We start from the raw sequence: 16,300 nt of genomic DNA, 5'->3' as shown, positions 1-16,300 counted from the left end.
TATTCTGCAAATGTTTAAGAGGCTGGCTAATCGGGCTGTTTAAGCGCTCAGCTGTTCGGCAAAAATTGATTTGTGCCAGCTGTTTTCTAAAGGCACTTCCCATTTTTCATTAAACTCGGCCAAACTTTGAACGAGATTGTTAAAAACAATGGTTTGTGGACCTATTTTCTTGATGCTGATCAGGGTTTCGAAATCTTCCTTGGTGTTTACGTAAACCTGCTCGTCAATCTTGTAGGCCATGTTAAAACGGTCGAAAAGATCTACGCCATAGGTGCTTTCGATCTCTTTGATCACGCGAACTGACGAATCGATAGAACAACCAGTTGCCGAAGCGCTGTCTTGGTCTACTACCAAAATAATAAAGAAACCATAACGAATTTCTGCCTTAGCCTTAAGCTGATGTCCGTGTGCAGTCCACTGCGCGGTAAACTGATCCAGTTTTTGCTGAATTTCCGCAGTTTCATTTTCGGTAAACTGACGGTTGCTTTGGTAGATCCAAACTCTAGATTGTGGAGAAAAAGTCATAGCTCAAATTTATCATTTTATTTAATTTACTCAGGTTAAAACGTAACCACGATGAAAAAGTTTACATTGAGCTTAAAAAAGAGTGTTTTCTTTTCTTCTTGCCTTATCCTCTGCGTTTTTTCTGGCTTCGACAGTGCGGAAGATCAGACGGTAACCATTCAGCAATTGCTGACGAAATACCACGATAATGATGCTTTGGGAAAGGAAATCAAACGCTATGAAATCAATGTTACCAACACTGGTTTTTGTCGTTACCGTAAAGTTTATAACAATGGTAAGCAAGAGTATTTTGCCTTTAATCTTTCGCGCCTAAAAAGCATGGATTATTACGGAACTACCGATAAGGGCGAGCTTTACCTGCGTACCAAAAACGATGATGTAATTGTGCAGACCAGGAACGACAGGAAAGGGGATATCGACTCGATGGGCACTTATCTGGTTATTCCGCTTAAAAGCATCAATGTAGAACAGCTGAATGAGCTCTCCCTCAATTTTAAACAGCTAACTGGGAGCTTGGTGGCGAGCAATAAATAAGATGTAAGATGGAATAGGGAAGATGTAAGATGGGTATAGCGTATTGAGAATTGCGTATTGGTTTAAAAGTACTACTAGCCTTCCTGCCTTCAACCTTGGACTTTTAACTTTCAACTTTTAACCTTGAACCTTGAACTTTTAACCCTCAACCTTCCTGCCTTCAACCTTGGACTTTTAACCTTCAACTTTCAACTTTTTACCTTCAACCTTGAACCCCCTTCTCCACTATAACCCGTTCGCTCTTGCAGTAATCTCAGCAATATCCAACACTTTTACTTCCTGTTCTTTATCCTTGAGTTTTACGCCGTCGTTGAGCATGGTCATACAAAAAGGACAGCCTGCTGCAATAAACTGGGGCTCTGTAGCCAAGGCTTCTTCAATTCTTTCGATGTTGATGTCTTTATTGCCTTTTTCTGGTTCTTTAAACATCTGCGCACCACCAGCGCCACAACAAAGGCCATTGCTTTTGCAACGTTTCATTTCTACGAGTTGGGCATCCAGTACTTCTAAAGCCTTACGTGGGGCTTCATAAACGCCATTTGCCCTGCCCAAGTAGCAAGGATCATGATAAGTAATTTTCTTGCCTTTAAAACTTTCGCCGTTTTCGGCTTTCAGTTTGCCTTCGGCAATGAGGTCTTGGATCAGTTGGGTATGGTGGATGACTTCGTAAGTGCCTCCCAAACCTGGGTATTCGTTTTTAATGGTATTAAAGCAATGCGGACAACCAGTTACGATTTTCTTGATGTTATAGGCATTTAAAACCTCGATGTTGGCCATGGCCTGCATTTGGAACAGGAATTCGTTGCCAGCACGTTTGGCAGGATCGCCAGTACAGCTTTCTTCGGTACCTAATACTGCATATTTGATGCCTACGTGATGCAAGATCTTGCAGATATCTCGAGTAATCTTTTGCGCACGTTCGTCATAGCTTCCGGCACAGCCAACCCAGAACAATATTTCAGGCTCTTCGCCCATGGCCATCAGTTCGGCCATTGTAGGTACTTTAAATTCCATATCTCGTATTGCGTAGGGCGATATGCGTAAAGCGCCCTTGTAATTAATCTTTAATCTTTTAGCTCTTGCCTTTCGGCTTGATTCTTTTAGCTTTAATCTCCCTCGGCCCAGTTAAACCTGTCAGCTGGCGAATATTTCCAAGGTGCGCCATTGTTTTCTACATTGCCCAGCATGGCATTGATGCTTGCCGGAGCCACCGATTCTTCCATTACGGCATACCTGCGCAATTCCACAATAATAGCCAATGGGTCAATGTTGATAGGGCAGGCCTCAGTACAGGCATTGCAACTGGTACAAGCCCAAATTTCTTCTCTGCTGATGTAGTCGTCTAATAAGGCTTTTCCATCTTGATGCTCTGCTCCGTGTTTTTCGATGTTCTTACCCACTTCTTCCAAACGGTCGCGGGTATCCATCATAATTTTACGTGGGGAAAGAAGCTTTCCCGTAATATTTGCCGGACAAACCGAAGTACAGCGGCCACACTCTGTACAAGTGTAGGCATTCATCAGGTTTACCCAGGTTAAATCGTTTACATCTTTTGCGCCAAAGCGACCAGGAGCCACATCAGCGGGTACAAAAGAAGGGTCGAGCATGGCTTTCACTTCGTTTGTAACGCTGGCCATATTGGTGAATTCGCCTTTTGGCTCCAAATTAGAAAAATAGGTGTTTGGAAAGGCAAAAAGAATATGGAAGTGCTTAGAATAGGGCAAGTAGTTCAAGAAAGCGAAAATGCCCACAATGTGAAACCACCAACAAATGCGCTCGATCATGATCAAGCTGCTTGCACTTGTAGGCAACAAGTTTTGCAAGTAGATGCTTACTGGAAATGCACCTGCTGTCGTATAGTGTTCGGCCTTAAGTGTTTGAAGTTTGGCGTCGGCTGCATTCATCAATAAAAAAGCTGTCATTAACAGGATTTCAGTGATGAGGATATAGTTGGCATCAGATTTTGGCCAAGCTTTCATCTCTACTCCGCTAAAACGTTTCAACTTTAATATATTTCTGCGGACCAAGAAAAGCGCACAGGATACCCAAACGCCCAAAGCCAAGAATTCGAAAGAACCGATTAAAAAGTTATAAAGGCCACCCAAGCCAGAGAATACACGGTGGGTGCCAAAAATGCCATCGATCATGATTTCCAATACTTCGATATTGATGATCACGAAACCTACATAAACCAAGAGGTGTAGGACAAAGGGTACTGGCCTTACCGCCATTTTGGTTTGCCCGAAAGCCACTTTGAACATGGTAGCCCATCTTTTGGCAGGCTGGTCGGTACGATCTGCCGGTTTGCCGATTTTGATATTGCGGATCACCTTGCGGACATTGATGCTAAACAGCGCAATGCCTGCCAGGGTAAGGATAACGAATATGATTTGTGCTACCATTTCTGTTTGTGCTACTTGGTTAGGCTAAGTTAAAAGTTTTAAGGCTAAAAAATATTATTATGCAAGCATAAAATTTAAAATTTAGAATCGATATGGATAATTTTTGTTTTCTGTTGAAATTTAAGTGGCTGATTTTGAGTGGAAATGCCGTTTAGTTGCAGGAAACGTAAAAGAAATGTGAAAAAATGTTTTGTCTTTCAAAAAAAGAAACTACATTTGCAATCCCAAACGGGCTGGTGCCTTAGCTCAGTCGGTAGAGCAAAGGACTGAAAATCCTTGTGTCGCTGGTTCGATTCCAGCAGGCACCACTGGCAAAAGCCTCAACGAAAGTTGAGGCTTTTTTGATTCTTAAACTTTTCTTAAAAATTCTGGATAGCTTAGCTCTATCATAAATTAAATAAATCTTCATCAATGTTTCAGAACCGGGTAGATCCTTTTGGCAACCTCATTATCACCAAAGCTCGTGGTCGATGGCTTGGTAATAGAGGCCAATTGCATGGAACAGGAAAAACTATCTTAAGGCCATTTAAACATAAAGCTTGGATCATTTGCGAGTTGGAGTTTAAAGGAAGGCATAGAGAAATAATGGCGCCAAATTTATGGACCGAATTGTTTTTCTTTGATGAGGCTACGGCATTAGCCGCCGGACATAGACCCTGTTTTGAATGCAGGCGTGAAGCAGCGTTTCTTTTTAAAAAAGCTTGGCTTGGCGGTAATCCTGCTTTCGGATTTGATATTAAAACGCCTATCGGAAAAATAGATGAAGTAATGCAAGAAGAGCGGATTAGTAAAAATGGACAAAAACTTACATTTGAAGCCATTCTAAGAGAGTTGCCAACTGGCGTTTTTATTCAGTTGGCCGATCAGGCTTATCTCATTGCCAATGAAATGATTTATCTGTGGACACCATTTGGCTATACGACTAGTAAAAAACTGCCTTTGTCGACAAGGGTTAGCGTGCTAACCCCGAGGTCAATTGTAAATGCAATAAAAAATGGATATCCAGTACAAATCGGATTGAAAGACCAATAGTAGCAATCTGGTTGTATCTTTGTATTTTTATTAAGGATGTTGGCAGTTATAAAGCAAAGGCTTTACTTTTAGGAATGTATAAAAGAAGCTAGATGAGTATTAAAAATCCATTTGCAACTATTGATTCTGAAGATATTGAAGACTTGATACCTCAGATAGGAGATGTTTTTTCGATTAAGTTTGAGCATGGAGATTTCATCGATGTTAAGACTCTTGGGAACTTATGTGATGTTATAGTTGAAAAGATTAAGCTTGAAAACGTGGATGACTGTACTAATCAACAAGCTTTTTATAAGCTTAGGCGAGCTATCTCTCAAGAATTTGGATTGTCAATTGATATAATTTCTCCAAAACTTTTACTCGAAGATATTTTCCCCAAAGAAAATAGACGATCTAAAGTAAAGCAACTGGAAGCACATTTAGGATTTAACTTCGATCTTCTTATTGCTCCGCATTGGATAACTAACTCACTCATATTCTTGTTGCTGGCTTCATTAGCGATGTTCTTTTTAAGTTGGAAAATTGCAATTGTAGGGTTAAGTTCGACAATTTTTTTATTAATCGTTTCTCATAGATTGGGCAGTGTGCTGGATCTTAAAACCCTTGGTGAGTTGACGAAAAGAATTACAAAAGATCATTATTTAGAAGCTCGACGTTTACAGGGCACTTTTAATAAACGAGAAATTGAAGAAATTGTAAAAGATTGGTTTGTTGAAGCATTCGATATTGATAGAAACGACCTTGGTAGAGAGACTCGGTTGGTTAAACCATAGGACAATTCTTGCACCTCTTTCCACGGAGGTACTTTTCGCAGCACTCTTTTTTCTTCTTATCCTTCGACTTATGCTTGTCCTTCTTCTTTTTGTCTTTTTTAGACATGGCCTTTCAATTCGTAATCAATATAAAACAAAAAAGGCACATATTGTTTAAATACGTGCCTTTAAATTCGGTAACAGGTAGTGCTTAAGCTTCGCTATTGTAGCTGATCTGGCCTACATGTTTGTCTATCTGCCATCTGCCGGTGCCTTCTTCGCCGATTACTTCGAACAATTCTAGCGCACGACGAGCTTTGTATTCTTCTTCTCTCTGCTCTCTGAAGAACCAGTTCAAGAATTCTAAGGTTACAAAATCCTGCTCTTTGTGGCAACGGGCCGCAATATTTTTGATAGATTGGGTAATCGCAATTTCTTGGTCCAAAGCTTCTTCAAAAACCTCACGGAAAGAGTTGTATTCGCCTTTAACATTGGTTACTTCAGGCGAAACCGCATTGCCACCCATGTCTAAAACATATTTGAAGAACTTCAATTGGTGCTGTCTTTCCTCTTCTGCTTGTTTAAAAAAGTAGTCAGATGAGAAATCATAGCCGTTTTGGTTGCACCACGATGCCATCGAAAGGTAAATGGCCGAAGAGTGGGCTTCTTTTTTTATCTGTTGGTTAATGAGAGTTTCTATATCGGCAGAAAGCAAACATTTTACACGCATAATGTCTTTCATGATCTTTGTCTTTAGGTCTTAAATTATATAACAAAAATAGAGCTAATATGTTGGCTCAAAGAATTTAAAGACAATATGGAAAGATTCTAAGTCTAATAACTAAGAAGCCAATCGGTGCAGGCGATCGTAAATGATGTGGTTAAGCTCTAGCATGGTAAAGGTGCCTTGTAGCAATTCTTTCATTTTGATGATCTGCAAAAGCGATAGCACATAGCAATGATCGCAGGCACAGATAAAGATGATTTCTACGTCAGCTGTTTTTTCACTGTTGAGCAAAAGACCTTCGATGTCAATTTGGTAGACTGCTTTTTTGAGCTTGAGGAGATTTCGGTAATCGAAACGGGCTAGCTTACCTGCAAAATCAATATACCAGCAGTTTTCGCTGTCAGATTGATAGATAGCACCTTCGGCAGTACTAAATACTTCGGCAAATTTGATGGAAGGGACTACTAGTGTTTCCTGCATTTTTAGCGGACTGTTCAATTAACGGTTACAAAAATGATATTTATTTGGATTTATTCCAAATAAAAGGAAAATTAATTTAAACATTCTTCTACTGATCAATAGTCTCAAAACAATAGCTGTTGCGCAGTTGGCATTAATGTCGTAAATATGTCGTAAGCAAGACGCAAGAGAAATATTTTAGTCCAAATAGATTTGTAGCATAACTTAAACGCAATTCAAATGAAAAACACATTAGGACAAAAAATCAAAGAACTCCGTTTTAAAGAAGGTTATAGCCAAGAGCAATTGGCTAATTTGACCGAGCTTAGTTTAAGAACCATACAAAGAATAGAAAACGGAGAAACCGAGCCAAGGGGCGACAGCGTTATCAGGTTGGCCAATGCTTTTGGGGTAACACCCAACGATCTTATCGATTGGCAGGAACGGGAAGACCGGGGCTTTCTGGCTTTTATGAATCTGGCTGCGCTCAGCTTTCTTATATTTCCATTGTTTGGAGTTATCATCCCTTTGGCCTTGTGGATCCTTAAAAAAGAAAAGATAAAAGGAGTAAATGCAGTTGGCAAAAAGCTGCTTAATTTTCAAATCACCTTTGGCCTTTTTCTGTATGTATGGTATGCCATACCCGTAGTGAATCTCTTTCTGAAAATCCGTTCCATGCAAAACGAAGGGATTATTAACCCGCCTACATCAGGAATAATGCCACTTATGGTATTTCTTGGGCTTGTTTTTTATCTTTTCAATGTGGTAATGATCATCCTCAATGCTATACGCAGTTATAAAACGGGACAAGTTATTTACAAGCCCGCTATTCGGTTTTTGAAATAAAATCGGTTTCTTTAGGTTATCAACCAAATATTTATGGATAATAACCTACAAAAATGGACCTTCTTGGAAAAGCTGATTTTTCGTTTCGCTTTTTTGCTGCTGGGCCTATTCATGATTTTCTTTAACAATGGAACCTTGCCAATGGCTTACCTGCTGATGAAATATCCTTCGTCGCTATTGCAGGTTTTTATTCCATGGCTTGGTAAAACTTGGCTCAAACTTTCCTATCCCATTACAGAATTTACCAATGGTAGCGGCGATACTACCTATGATTATGTGGTGTTGCTTTGTGTAGCCGTTCTTGCTGTTGCTGGAACCCTAATTTGGACTTTATTAGATCGGAAAAGGCCCAGTTATAACCGTTTGTTCTACTGGCTCAGTGTAGCTGTTCGCTTCTATGTGGGTATTATGCTCATCAATTATGGGATGGTAAAAGTAATCCAGTTGCAGTTTCCATCACCAGGCCTGTATCGTTTGTTAACTACTTACGGAGAATCGTCGCCTATGGGATTGGCTTGGACTTTTTTAGGTTTTTCAAAAGGATATAACCTTTTTATGGGCATAGCCGAAGTATTGGCGGGCCTATTGTTTTTTAGGAAGACGGTTGCGCTTGGCGCCATTATTTCGTTGATGACTACAGCGAATGTAATGGCAGTGAACTATTTTTATGATGTGCCGGTTAAAATTGTATCCACTGCTTTGGTCGTCATGTGCCTTTTCTTATTGGCTTCAAATTTCATCCGTTTGTTTAACTTTTTTGTGAGGGGGCACGCAGCAACTTTAAGAACGTTGATGGCGCCAGTAGTTAAAAAGAAATGGAAAAGGATAGCCAAGTACAGTCTGAAGTATCTTTTAATCGCTTTTGTATTAACTACGAGTATTTGGCAGTCTTTGGCGATGCAGTCTAAATACGGACGTAAAGTACCGAAATCGCCACTTTATGGAGCTTATAGTGTAGATAGTTATGTCCGAAATGATAAAGTGGTGCCTCGAGAAGTAGGTAGCCATGACTTTTGGAAGGTGTTGATTTTGGATGGCCCAGAAAAAGGGGCAATTCAATTGATGGATGATAATTTTAAAACAGGAACCATCAAAGCCGATACCATTAAAAAGACCCTAACGATCATACTAGATGATGATCCAAAAACGACACAAGAATTTAGCTATGAGCGACAGGATCCTGCCCACTATACTCTAAAAGGTAAATTGAATGGAGATTCTGTTGAACTTTCCTTAACTAAAATCCGATTTGAACTTACCGAAAGAGAGCTGAACTGGATTAACGAAAGACCATTTAATAAATAATTTAAGCTGGCAGCTTATTTTTCTGCCAGCTCTTTTACTTTATTGAGGGCCTTTGGCCAAGTGTCTTTAAAATAGTCGAGCATTTTTGCATCGTTGTCGCCCATATCCATTTCAATCAGCAGATTTGTGCCGCCATTCGATGGCTTAAGGGTATAGTTTTCTTTTGCTCCAGCCCATTCCTTCACGCTAGGACTGTCATAATCTTCTACGCCATCTTTGTATTCGCCCAAATGTTCTATCGACATAAACTGATTGGGTACATTGTCCACAACGCGAGAAACCATCCCGCGGTTGTTGCCGTCTAAAAAGAGTACTTTGCTTCCTTTCTGCCAATCGGTTTCTGCACGAGAGCCTTCTGCAAAAGGGGCTGTCCAAACAGGGTAGCTTGTTTTGCCCCAAAGTATGGACCAAACTTTTTCTTGAGAGGCATTAATTTCGGCATTGAATGTCATCTTTTCCATAATTTTTAGTTTTTAGGTGAGCTATTAGACATGAGATCGCATAATTAGTGCCAAGTGCAATGCGCCATACGCTTGTCGAGGCTATCTTGGTAGTTTGCTAAAGTCCATGTACAGGACGCTCCAGCGGTGTCCATCGGGATCTACAAATCCGCCACCATACATCCAGCCATCTTTTTCACCGCCTTTGGCATAAATGCTTCCGCCGGCGTCTTCGGCTTTTTGCAATACTGAATCGACTTCTTCTTTGCTCTCGGCATCGATAGAGAACAATACTTCTGTTCCTGTTTTAGGATCGGCAATTTGATGCATGCTAAAACCCTCGAAAAGATCATTTGTGAAAAGCATGAGTACAAATTTCTTTTCTCCAACTAAAAAGGAAGCCATATTGTCGGTAGCTGGCTGGTTTTCGTTTAAACTAAATCCTAGCTGGGTGAAGAAGGCCACTGAGCGTTTGATGTCAGCTACGGGCAGGTTGATCCATATTTCTTTAGTCATGATTTTTGTCTTAAGTTTTGATAACCTAAAGTTCTAAAAATCTTTCCGAAGCAAAGCAGGCGGTATCAGACAAATTTAAGGTGCAAAGGCGACAGCTTGGGAGTTTGTTAGTCTATAGTCAATGGCTGATGGTCCATAGTTCAGTTCATGATCTTTCAGCTTGGGTGTTTAACCCTCAACTTACCACTCTTAACTTTCAACTTTTAACCTTCAACCTCTAACCTTACCCTATCCCAAGGCATGATAACAGGCACGGCAACGTGGCTCGTAGCTTTCTTTTTCGCCCAACAATACTTTGGCTTCGCTGGCTACGGTGCGGTAGGAGTAAACCGCCGGGCTGCCACATTGCATACATACGGCATTAACCTTGGTTACGTGTTCGGCAATGGCCATTAGCGCGGGCATGGGACCGAAAGGCTTGCCTAAGAAATCCATATCCAAGCCTGCGATGACCACCCTGATTCCTTTTAAAGCAAGCTTATTGCAAACTTCGGGCAGCTCATCATCAAAGAATTGGGCCTCATCTATTCCCACCACTTGCGTATTGGTACCCAAGAGCAAAATTGCCGAAGAACTGTCGACAGGAGTAGAAGGAATCGAGTTTAGATCGTGAGAAACTACGGCAGTTTCATCGTAGCGTGTATCGGTTTTTGGTTTAAATATCTCTACATTCAGCTTGGCTATTTGGGCGCGTTTTAATCTCCTGATCAATTCTTCCGTCTTTCCCGAAAACATGGAACCGCAAATTACTTCGATGCTCCCGCTAAATTCGCCTCTTCTAAAATTCTGCTCGCTGAATAACATTTGTAAAGGTATTTTAGCCAAATATAAAAGAATTTTATAGTACTTTTGATTGTCATTTACTAACATAAAACCTTTAATTTTTCGTTAAAAAGCTATGATGAAGCAAGAAGATCTTTTCAAGAAATTAGGATTGATATTGAACGAGTTAAATGAACAATATCAGTTTTTGGCGCAAAACCCACATCAACTCAATGAGTTAGAACTGGAACTTTTTCATGCCAATGCCAATTTCTTAGCCGATCATGTACAGATCATCAAAAAAATAAACCAAGCGCCCCAAGCACCTTTAGCCATCGGTGCTGCCGAAGAAACAGTTGTTGAAACACCTAAAATTGAGGCAACAACGGTAGATAACGATATGCAGGAAGAGCAACAAATAGAAACGGTTGCTTTTGCAGACGAAATTAAGGAGGAACCTATTGCCCAAGTGCAGGAAGAGCCTGAACTGGAACCAGAGCCTGAAATCGATACGATAGAACACGAAGTTTTTAAACTCGACAACGAACCTTCAACTTTTGAATTTATCCTCAACGATCACTCAGAACACGAAAAATTCGATTTTGAAGAGAAAAGCGTGGATGAAATCTTCGACAGGCCATTAAGTGAAGAGGAAGAACGCATTTTGGCTCAAAAGAGAAAACTTAATGAGCAGGTGATAGAAGAAGTGGCCGAAGAGGAAGCATTGCCTGAGGCTGAAATCATAGAGGAAGAGGATGATGAAATAGGTCCAGAGCCGTTTTTAGTGCATAAAGAGGAGGTAGTAGAAGAGGAGGAAGAAGAATTTCCCATCATTGCTGCCGATCTTGACCTCAAAGAAGCACCAGTAGCCGAAACCAAGGTGAATATGCAGGAACCAGTTGAAGATCCAGCATATAAGCCTACATTGAATGATATCCTGGCAGGTAAAACGGCATCCAGTAATATTAATTCTAACGTAAATACGACGGCTATCAAAGACTTAAAGCAAGCCATTAGCCTAAACGATAAACTGCTTTACATTAAGGATTTGTTTAATGGCTACAATTTGGCCTATGCCGAAGCTATAGACTTGGCCAATAAAATGTCGAGCTTTGAGTCTGCCGATTCTTTCTTCCAAAAAAATTATGCGGTGAAAAACAACTGGGCAGAGAAACAAGCAACAGTAGCTAAATTTTATGCATTGCTGAACCAGCGATTCAAGAGTTAGTTTGTTGGTTCATTAGTCATTAGTTCATTGGCTGATTGGTCACTGGAAGGTTAAGGATGTAAAATGTAAGAGGTAAGATGGAAGGGGAACTAAGGTGAAAATTTAGGCCTAAGCTTCCAACTTTTTAATCTCCCCAAACGCCAAGTACTAGATAAATCCCATTCGGTTCGAATCGAGTTTTAGGAAGATAAACAGCAACACTGTAAAGCTCCATAAAGATGAACCTCCATAACTGATAAACGGCAAGGGAATGCCGATTACAGGCATAATGCCAATGGCCATTCCGATATTGATAAATACGTGGAAGAAAATAATACAAGCCACGCAATAGCCGTATACCCTAGAGAAGGCAGATCGTTGCCGTTCGGCAATATTGATAATTCTTAGCAAGAGAAATACATAAAGGCCGATAACCACAAAACAGCCGATAAAGCCCCATTCTTCGCCTATGGTAGAAAAGATGAAATCGGTGCTTTTGGCCGGTACATAACCAAATTTGGTTTGGGTGCCTTCTAAATAACCACGTCCTTTAAACTGACCTGCACCAATAGCAATTTTAGATTGGATTACATTATAACCTACGCCTTTATTGTCGGTCTTGAGCCCTAAGATGAGTTCGATACGTGCGCGCTGATGCGTTTGCAATACATTGTTGAACAAGAATTTGGCTACAAACAGGTAACCAATTGCTATCAATGTAATGATGCCAATACTGATGATTTTTTGCTGGCGCTTCCTGTTGTTATAGGCAAACAGTCCACCTAATACAAGGATGGAGCCAATTAAAACTGCTGGACTTAAAAAGAGGTTCAGGATAAACAAAAGCACCATTCCCCAAAAGATAATCAACAAATAACCTGGCAGACCTTCTCTATACAAAGGAAACATGAACGACAGGAACACTAGAGTAGAACCTGCGTCGGGTTGCAACATGATCAGACACATGGGCAATACGATAATCGCGGCGCAGATCATGATGGGCTTAAACGAATTCAGCTTTACGTTAAAAGTACTGATATACCTGGCCAAGAGCAATGCCGTGCCAAATTTGGCAAATTCGGAAGGTTGCAAACGGAACGAACCAATCGGAATCCAAGCCTGGTTACCACCCACGTTACGGCCAACGCCCAACACTACCAAGAGCAAGATCATGGTTGCCCCATAAATAATAGGCGCAAATATGCTGAAGAACTTGGCATCAAACAGTAAAAGAGAAAAACCTAAAATCAAGCCCGCAAGCGTAAAGTAGAATTGCTTGCCATAAATGGTAGCAAAGCTGAAATCCATCGGTTTTGCCGGGTCATAAACGGTAGCATATACACTTATGCAGCCAATGGCGCACAAAGCCACATAGATCAGAATGGTTATCCAATCAACGTTAAAGAAGAAGCGATTACTTTGTTGCTGCATTGTTCTTTGGCTTGATGGCTGTTTTATTAAAAGGACTCGTCTTGGCTGCGGGTTGTTTTTGGCCTGCTTTTTTTAAGCTGTCTGCTTGGTGCAAGCTATCGGTTTTGGTGATTGTTTTAACAACGGGTTTCGCTGTTTTTAGCTCTGGCAACAAATTGTCAGCTTTATACATGTCAATCGTGCTGCCGTTTATTCTTCGACCAGATAATGAATCGGTCAAATATTTTTCGGTGATATAACTGGCTATAGGTGCGGCATAAACACCACCATAACCACCATTTTCGATAATTACGGCAATAGCTATTTTCGGATTGTCGCGCGGGGCAAAGCCGATAAAAACAGAGTGGTTTTTGCCATGGTTATTTTGCACGGTACCTGTTTTGCCACACATGATGATGTTTTGCAAACGCGATTCGGTTGCCGTTCCCCAAGAGGTATTTACCGCATCCTGCATACCATCAATTACGGGATCGAAGTACCTGGCGTCGATATCTACATAATGCTTTTCCTTGTACTTAGGGTCGATGTGTTTATCGTTGCCGATACTCTTTACCACATGGGGCTTGATGTAATAGCCTCTGTTGGCGATAATAGCCATGATATTGGCCATTTGCAATGGTGTGGTACTGATCTCGCCTTGCCCAATTGCAACTGACAAAATAGTGGTATTGCCCCAGTATTTGCCATGCATTTTGTTATAGTCTGCTGCTCTAAAAAGCTTGAAGGCCTTTTCTGCCGGGAGGTCGATTCCCAATGTATCGCCAATGCCAAATTTACGTACTCTATTTTGCCACTTTTCATAACTAGCCTGCTGACTGGCGCTCGAACCACCGTTTTTAGTCATTAGCTTGGCAAAAATATTATAGAAATAGGTGTTGCAAGAACGTGCAATTCCTCTTCTCAGGCTGATATTGCCATCAACGTGTTCGCATTTAAATTTACGATTGCCCGCCCAATAATAGCCTGGGCAGTTGAAAGTCGTATTGATGTCTACTACACCTTGGCTCAGCGCAATCAGGGCGTCCAGCGGTTTAAAGGCTGATCCAGGGGAGTATTTCCCTTGGAGGGGCCTAATTACGAAAGGTCTATAAGGGTTTGCACGTATTTCTTTGTAATTAGGACTAAAATTGCCACCAACTAGTTTGTTGGGGTCGTAACCCGGACTGCTTACAAAAGCCAATACTTCGCCTGTGCTGGGTTCAATGGCTACTACGCTGCCAACCTTGTTGGCCAAAAGCTGTTCGCCCAATTTTTGTATCCTGCTGTCGATGGTCGATACCAATTGATCTCCAGATACTGCCAAAGAATCGAGCTTGCCATTGGCGTAACTTCCCTGAGGTACGTTTTTGGCATTGTAAAGAATGTTTTTTACACCTTTTGTGCCCCGCAGTACGGGTTCGTATTCGCGTTCAATGCCACCTTTGCCGATATAGTCGCCAGGTCTGTAATAACCACCATAGCGATCAATGTCTTTTTGGTTAACCTCTTGCATATAGCCCAAAAACTGGGATGCAATGCTATCGGGGTAATACCTGATGGTCCTTTGCTGTACATAGAACCCCGGATAATTATAAATCTTCTCCTGTAGCGAAGCATAGGTTTCTACAGACAATAATTTCTGGAAGATAGAAGCTTGATACCTGGATTGCACCACCGCTTTGTGGAATTTCTTTCTGAAATCGTCCATGCTTATACCAATTACATTACAAAGCGACAAAGTATCAAAAGGCTTTACCTCGTTAGGTGTCACTAGCAAGTCGTAAGTAGGCTGATTCTGTACGAGTACCTTGTTGTTGCGGTCAACGATAACACCCCTTGCCGGGTACACATAAAACCTGCGCAAGGCATTGTTGTTGGCACTCGTAAAGTATTTGTCGGTTCCTACCTGGATGTAAAACAGGTTGCCTAACAGCACCAGTGCGAGTACGATAAAAAGGCCTTGGATAATGTATTTTCGGTTAAACAGCTGCTCCATTAATTTGCCTTTCTGTTATGGAAAATAAATTCGACCAATAGCACCAAAAAGAAAGTAAATGCCGAACTGATCAAGCAACGTGTAAGAGTATAGGAAATCTCATTGAGCTTAAAAGCCTCTAAGAAAAATACGACCAAGTGGTGTGCCAAAATACATAAGATGGCATAAATGCTGAACCATTTGATGCCCATATTGCCCAAAGAGGGTTCGGGTTCGTCAAAGGCATCGCGGGTTACACTCACAGAAATAAACAAAATCCGCACAAAAGCCAAAGTAATACAAGCCGAGATGTGCACGCCGAGCGTATCGTAAAAAGTATCGAGAACCAATCCAGTACCAAAGGCAATTAAAAACAAAAGCAGGTTCGGAATGCCAAAGGGCAAAACCAATAAGAACAATATGTATAAGAAAGGCGTAGAAAGGTCGTAAAAACCCATATTGCGCAACAGAAAAATTTGCACAAACAAAAGTACAAACCACCTAAAAATGTTAATGAATATGGCTCTACTGTTCATTGGGCAAATTGCTTTCTAAGGTTTTTTGTTCTTTGGCCAAGCGGTCTTTCACTACATACACATATTGTAGGGTACTGAAATCATTAAAAAGTTCAATTTCTAATGACATAAAGCTATCGCCACCGGCTACCCGAGTTTTACTGATCCGTCCTACCTCTATGCCTCTTGGAAAATCACCTGAACCCGAAGTAATAATGGTATCCCTCAGGTTTACTTTGATGTGGTTAGGAATTTCTTTTACATAGGCCTTTCTGAAATCAAAATTGCCATCGCCCCAAACCAGGGAACCAAACACATTGTTTTTTTTGAGGCTTACGCTAATTGACGTGCCTTTATGCAATAAAGAACGGATAGTAGCAAAGTTTGGCGACACATCCTGTATAAAGCCAACTACGCCTTTATTGGGCGATATCACCGCCATATCTTTTTCGATGCCGCTTAAGCTACCTCTGTTAATGGTAATGATGTTGTTTCGGCTGGTGATGGAATTCTTGATCACCTTGGCCGCCAATAGGGTATATTGCTCGTTGTTAACACTATCTTTTACCTGGGTGACTTTGTTGCTATCTACATTTTTTAATGCAATGAGTTCTGTTCTCAGCTTTGCATTTTCTTGCGCCAAGCTATCGTTTACCTGGCCAAGGTTCAAATACCTTTTCAGTACGTTTAAGCGTTCGTAGGCGCTGCCCACCACTTCGTTTGTAGAATTGAGCGCAATGCTGCGTTGATAGGCATTATTTTTTAAAGTTAAAACGATGCCAATTGCAAAGAAGATAATGAAAAAGAAAAATGCGTTGTATTTACTGATGAAAAGCCAAAGGTTACGCATTCTGGAGTTGAGTTTTGAGTAGGAAGTTTGGAGTGCTGAGTGG

The 16,300-nt window shown here is 41.0% G+C and carries 18 protein-coding genes and 1 tRNA gene; 7 read left to right on the top strand and 12 right to left on the bottom strand.

From position 1 onward, the window contains the following. Positions 1–39 precede the first annotated feature (39 nt). Entirely contained in the window at positions 40–525 is a 486-nt protein-coding gene (locus tag AC570H_RS12545; RefSeq protein WP_497355285.1) for an ABC transporter ATPase, read from the bottom strand. A 51-nt stretch (positions 526–576) separates the two neighbouring features. On the opposite strand from AC570H_RS12545, the gene AC570H_RS12540 reads away from it, so the two are divergent. Then, entirely contained in the window at positions 577–1,059 is a 483-nt protein-coding gene (locus AC570H_RS12540) for a hypothetical protein (RefSeq protein ID WP_497355283.1), read from the top strand. Positions 1,060–1,284: 225 nt separating this feature from the next. On the opposite strand, the gene AC570H_RS12535 is transcribed toward AC570H_RS12540, so the two are convergent. Then, a complete protein-coding gene (locus AC570H_RS12535; RefSeq protein ID WP_497355281.1) occupies positions 1,285–2,073 on the bottom strand; it encodes a (Fe-S)-binding protein in 789 nt (262 codons plus the stop codon). 92 nt (positions 2,074–2,165) lie between these two features. After that, entirely contained in the window at positions 2,166–3,461 is a 1,296-nt protein-coding gene (locus AC570H_RS12530; RefSeq protein WP_497355279.1) for a 4Fe-4S dicluster domain-containing protein, read from the bottom strand. Between the two features lie 235 nt (positions 3,462–3,696). On the opposite strand from AC570H_RS12530, the gene AC570H_RS12525 reads away from it, so the two are divergent. From AC570H_RS12525 to AC570H_RS12515, 3 genes are all read left to right on the top strand, one after another. Continuing rightward, positions 3,697–3,769 (top strand) — tRNA-Phe (locus AC570H_RS12525). 103 nt (positions 3,770–3,872) lie between these two features. Beyond that, the gene (locus AC570H_RS12520; RefSeq protein WP_497355278.1) at positions 3,873–4,493 is read left to right on the top strand and encodes a hypothetical protein; all 621 of its coding nucleotides are present in this window, start codon (positions 3,873–3,875) and stop codon (positions 4,491–4,493) included. Between the two features lie 92 nt (positions 4,494–4,585). After that, positions 4,586–5,266, top strand: coding sequence for a hypothetical protein (locus AC570H_RS12515; RefSeq protein ID WP_497355276.1), 681 nt, complete (start codon positions 4,586–4,588; stop codon positions 5,264–5,266). 190 nt (positions 5,267–5,456) lie between these two features. On the opposite strand, the gene AC570H_RS12510 is transcribed toward AC570H_RS12515, so the two are convergent. Beyond that, positions 5,457–5,987: a ferritin gene (locus AC570H_RS12510; RefSeq protein WP_497355274.1), complete on the bottom strand. Its 531-nt coding sequence runs from the start codon at positions 5,985–5,987 to the stop codon at positions 5,457–5,459. Positions 5,988–6,086: 99 nt separating this feature from the next. After that, positions 6,087–6,452, bottom strand: coding sequence for a hypothetical protein (locus tag AC570H_RS12505; protein ID WP_497355272.1), 366 nt, complete (start codon positions 6,450–6,452; stop codon positions 6,087–6,089). A 219-nt stretch (positions 6,453–6,671) separates the two neighbouring features. Here AC570H_RS12505 and AC570H_RS12500 point away from each other — a divergent pair, with 219 nt between their 5' ends. Together AC570H_RS12500 and AC570H_RS12495 are read left to right on the top strand one after the other, a co-directional pair. Beyond that, a complete protein-coding gene (locus tag AC570H_RS12500) occupies positions 6,672–7,277 on the top strand; it encodes a magnetosome magnetite crystal formation protein family (protein ID WP_497355270.1) in 606 nt (201 codons plus the stop codon). Positions 7,278–7,310: 33 nt separating this feature from the next. Further along, positions 7,311–8,582, top strand: coding sequence for a hypothetical protein (locus AC570H_RS12495; RefSeq protein ID WP_497355268.1), 1,272 nt, complete (start codon positions 7,311–7,313; stop codon positions 8,580–8,582). Positions 8,583–8,596: 14 nt separating this feature from the next. On the opposite strand, the gene AC570H_RS12490 is transcribed toward AC570H_RS12495, so the two are convergent. From AC570H_RS12490 to AC570H_RS12480, 3 genes are all read right to left on the bottom strand, one after another. Then, entirely contained in the window at positions 8,597–9,043 is a 447-nt protein-coding gene (locus tag AC570H_RS12490; RefSeq protein WP_497355266.1) for an SRPBCC domain-containing protein, read from the bottom strand. 81 nt (positions 9,044–9,124) lie between these two features. After that, complete coding sequence (locus AC570H_RS12485) at positions 9,125–9,538, bottom strand: VOC family protein (protein ID WP_497355264.1); 414 nt, start codon at positions 9,536–9,538, stop codon at positions 9,125–9,127. A 228-nt stretch (positions 9,539–9,766) separates the two neighbouring features. Continuing rightward, positions 9,767–10,342 (bottom strand): thymidine kinase, encoded by a 576-nt coding sequence (locus AC570H_RS12480; protein WP_199139772.1) that lies wholly within the window; start codon positions 10,340–10,342, stop codon positions 9,767–9,769. A 94-nt stretch (positions 10,343–10,436) separates the two neighbouring features. Between AC570H_RS12480 and AC570H_RS12475 the strand changes: the two genes are divergently transcribed. Then, positions 10,437–11,528, top strand: coding sequence for a DUF8457 domain-containing protein (locus AC570H_RS12475; RefSeq protein ID WP_497355262.1), 1,092 nt, complete (start codon positions 10,437–10,439; stop codon positions 11,526–11,528). Between the two features lie 147 nt (positions 11,529–11,675). Here the strand turns inward: AC570H_RS12475 and rodA are convergent, their stop codons facing one another. From rodA to mreC, 4 genes are read right to left on the bottom strand one after another with little or no spacing between them, the layout of a single operon-like run. After that, the gene (gene rodA / locus AC570H_RS12470) at positions 11,676–12,938 is read right to left on the bottom strand and encodes a rod shape-determining protein RodA (RefSeq protein ID WP_497355260.1); all 1,263 of its coding nucleotides are present in this window, start codon (positions 12,936–12,938) and stop codon (positions 11,676–11,678) included. Then, a complete protein-coding gene (gene mrdA, locus AC570H_RS12465) occupies positions 12,922–14,913 on the bottom strand; it encodes a penicillin-binding protein 2 (protein WP_497355258.1) in 1,992 nt (663 codons plus the stop codon). Before mrdA ends, rodA begins: the two co-directional genes overlap by 17 nt. Next, positions 14,913–15,428 (bottom strand): rod shape-determining protein MreD, encoded by a 516-nt coding sequence (locus tag AC570H_RS12460; RefSeq protein ID WP_497355256.1) that lies wholly within the window; start codon positions 15,426–15,428, stop codon positions 14,913–14,915. Before AC570H_RS12460 ends, mrdA begins: the two co-directional genes overlap by 1 nt. Beyond that, positions 15,418–16,257 (bottom strand): rod shape-determining protein MreC, encoded by an 840-nt coding sequence (gene mreC, locus AC570H_RS12455; RefSeq protein WP_497355254.1) that lies wholly within the window; start codon positions 16,255–16,257, stop codon positions 15,418–15,420. Before mreC ends, AC570H_RS12460 begins: the two co-directional genes overlap by 11 nt. Positions 16,258–16,300: the final 43 nt, after the last annotated feature.

This window comes from Pedobacter sp. B4419 (assembly GCF_059693725.1).
The sequence above is the reverse complement of the archived record's forward strand: the minus strand, read 5'-3'. Positions and strand labels throughout refer to the sequence as shown.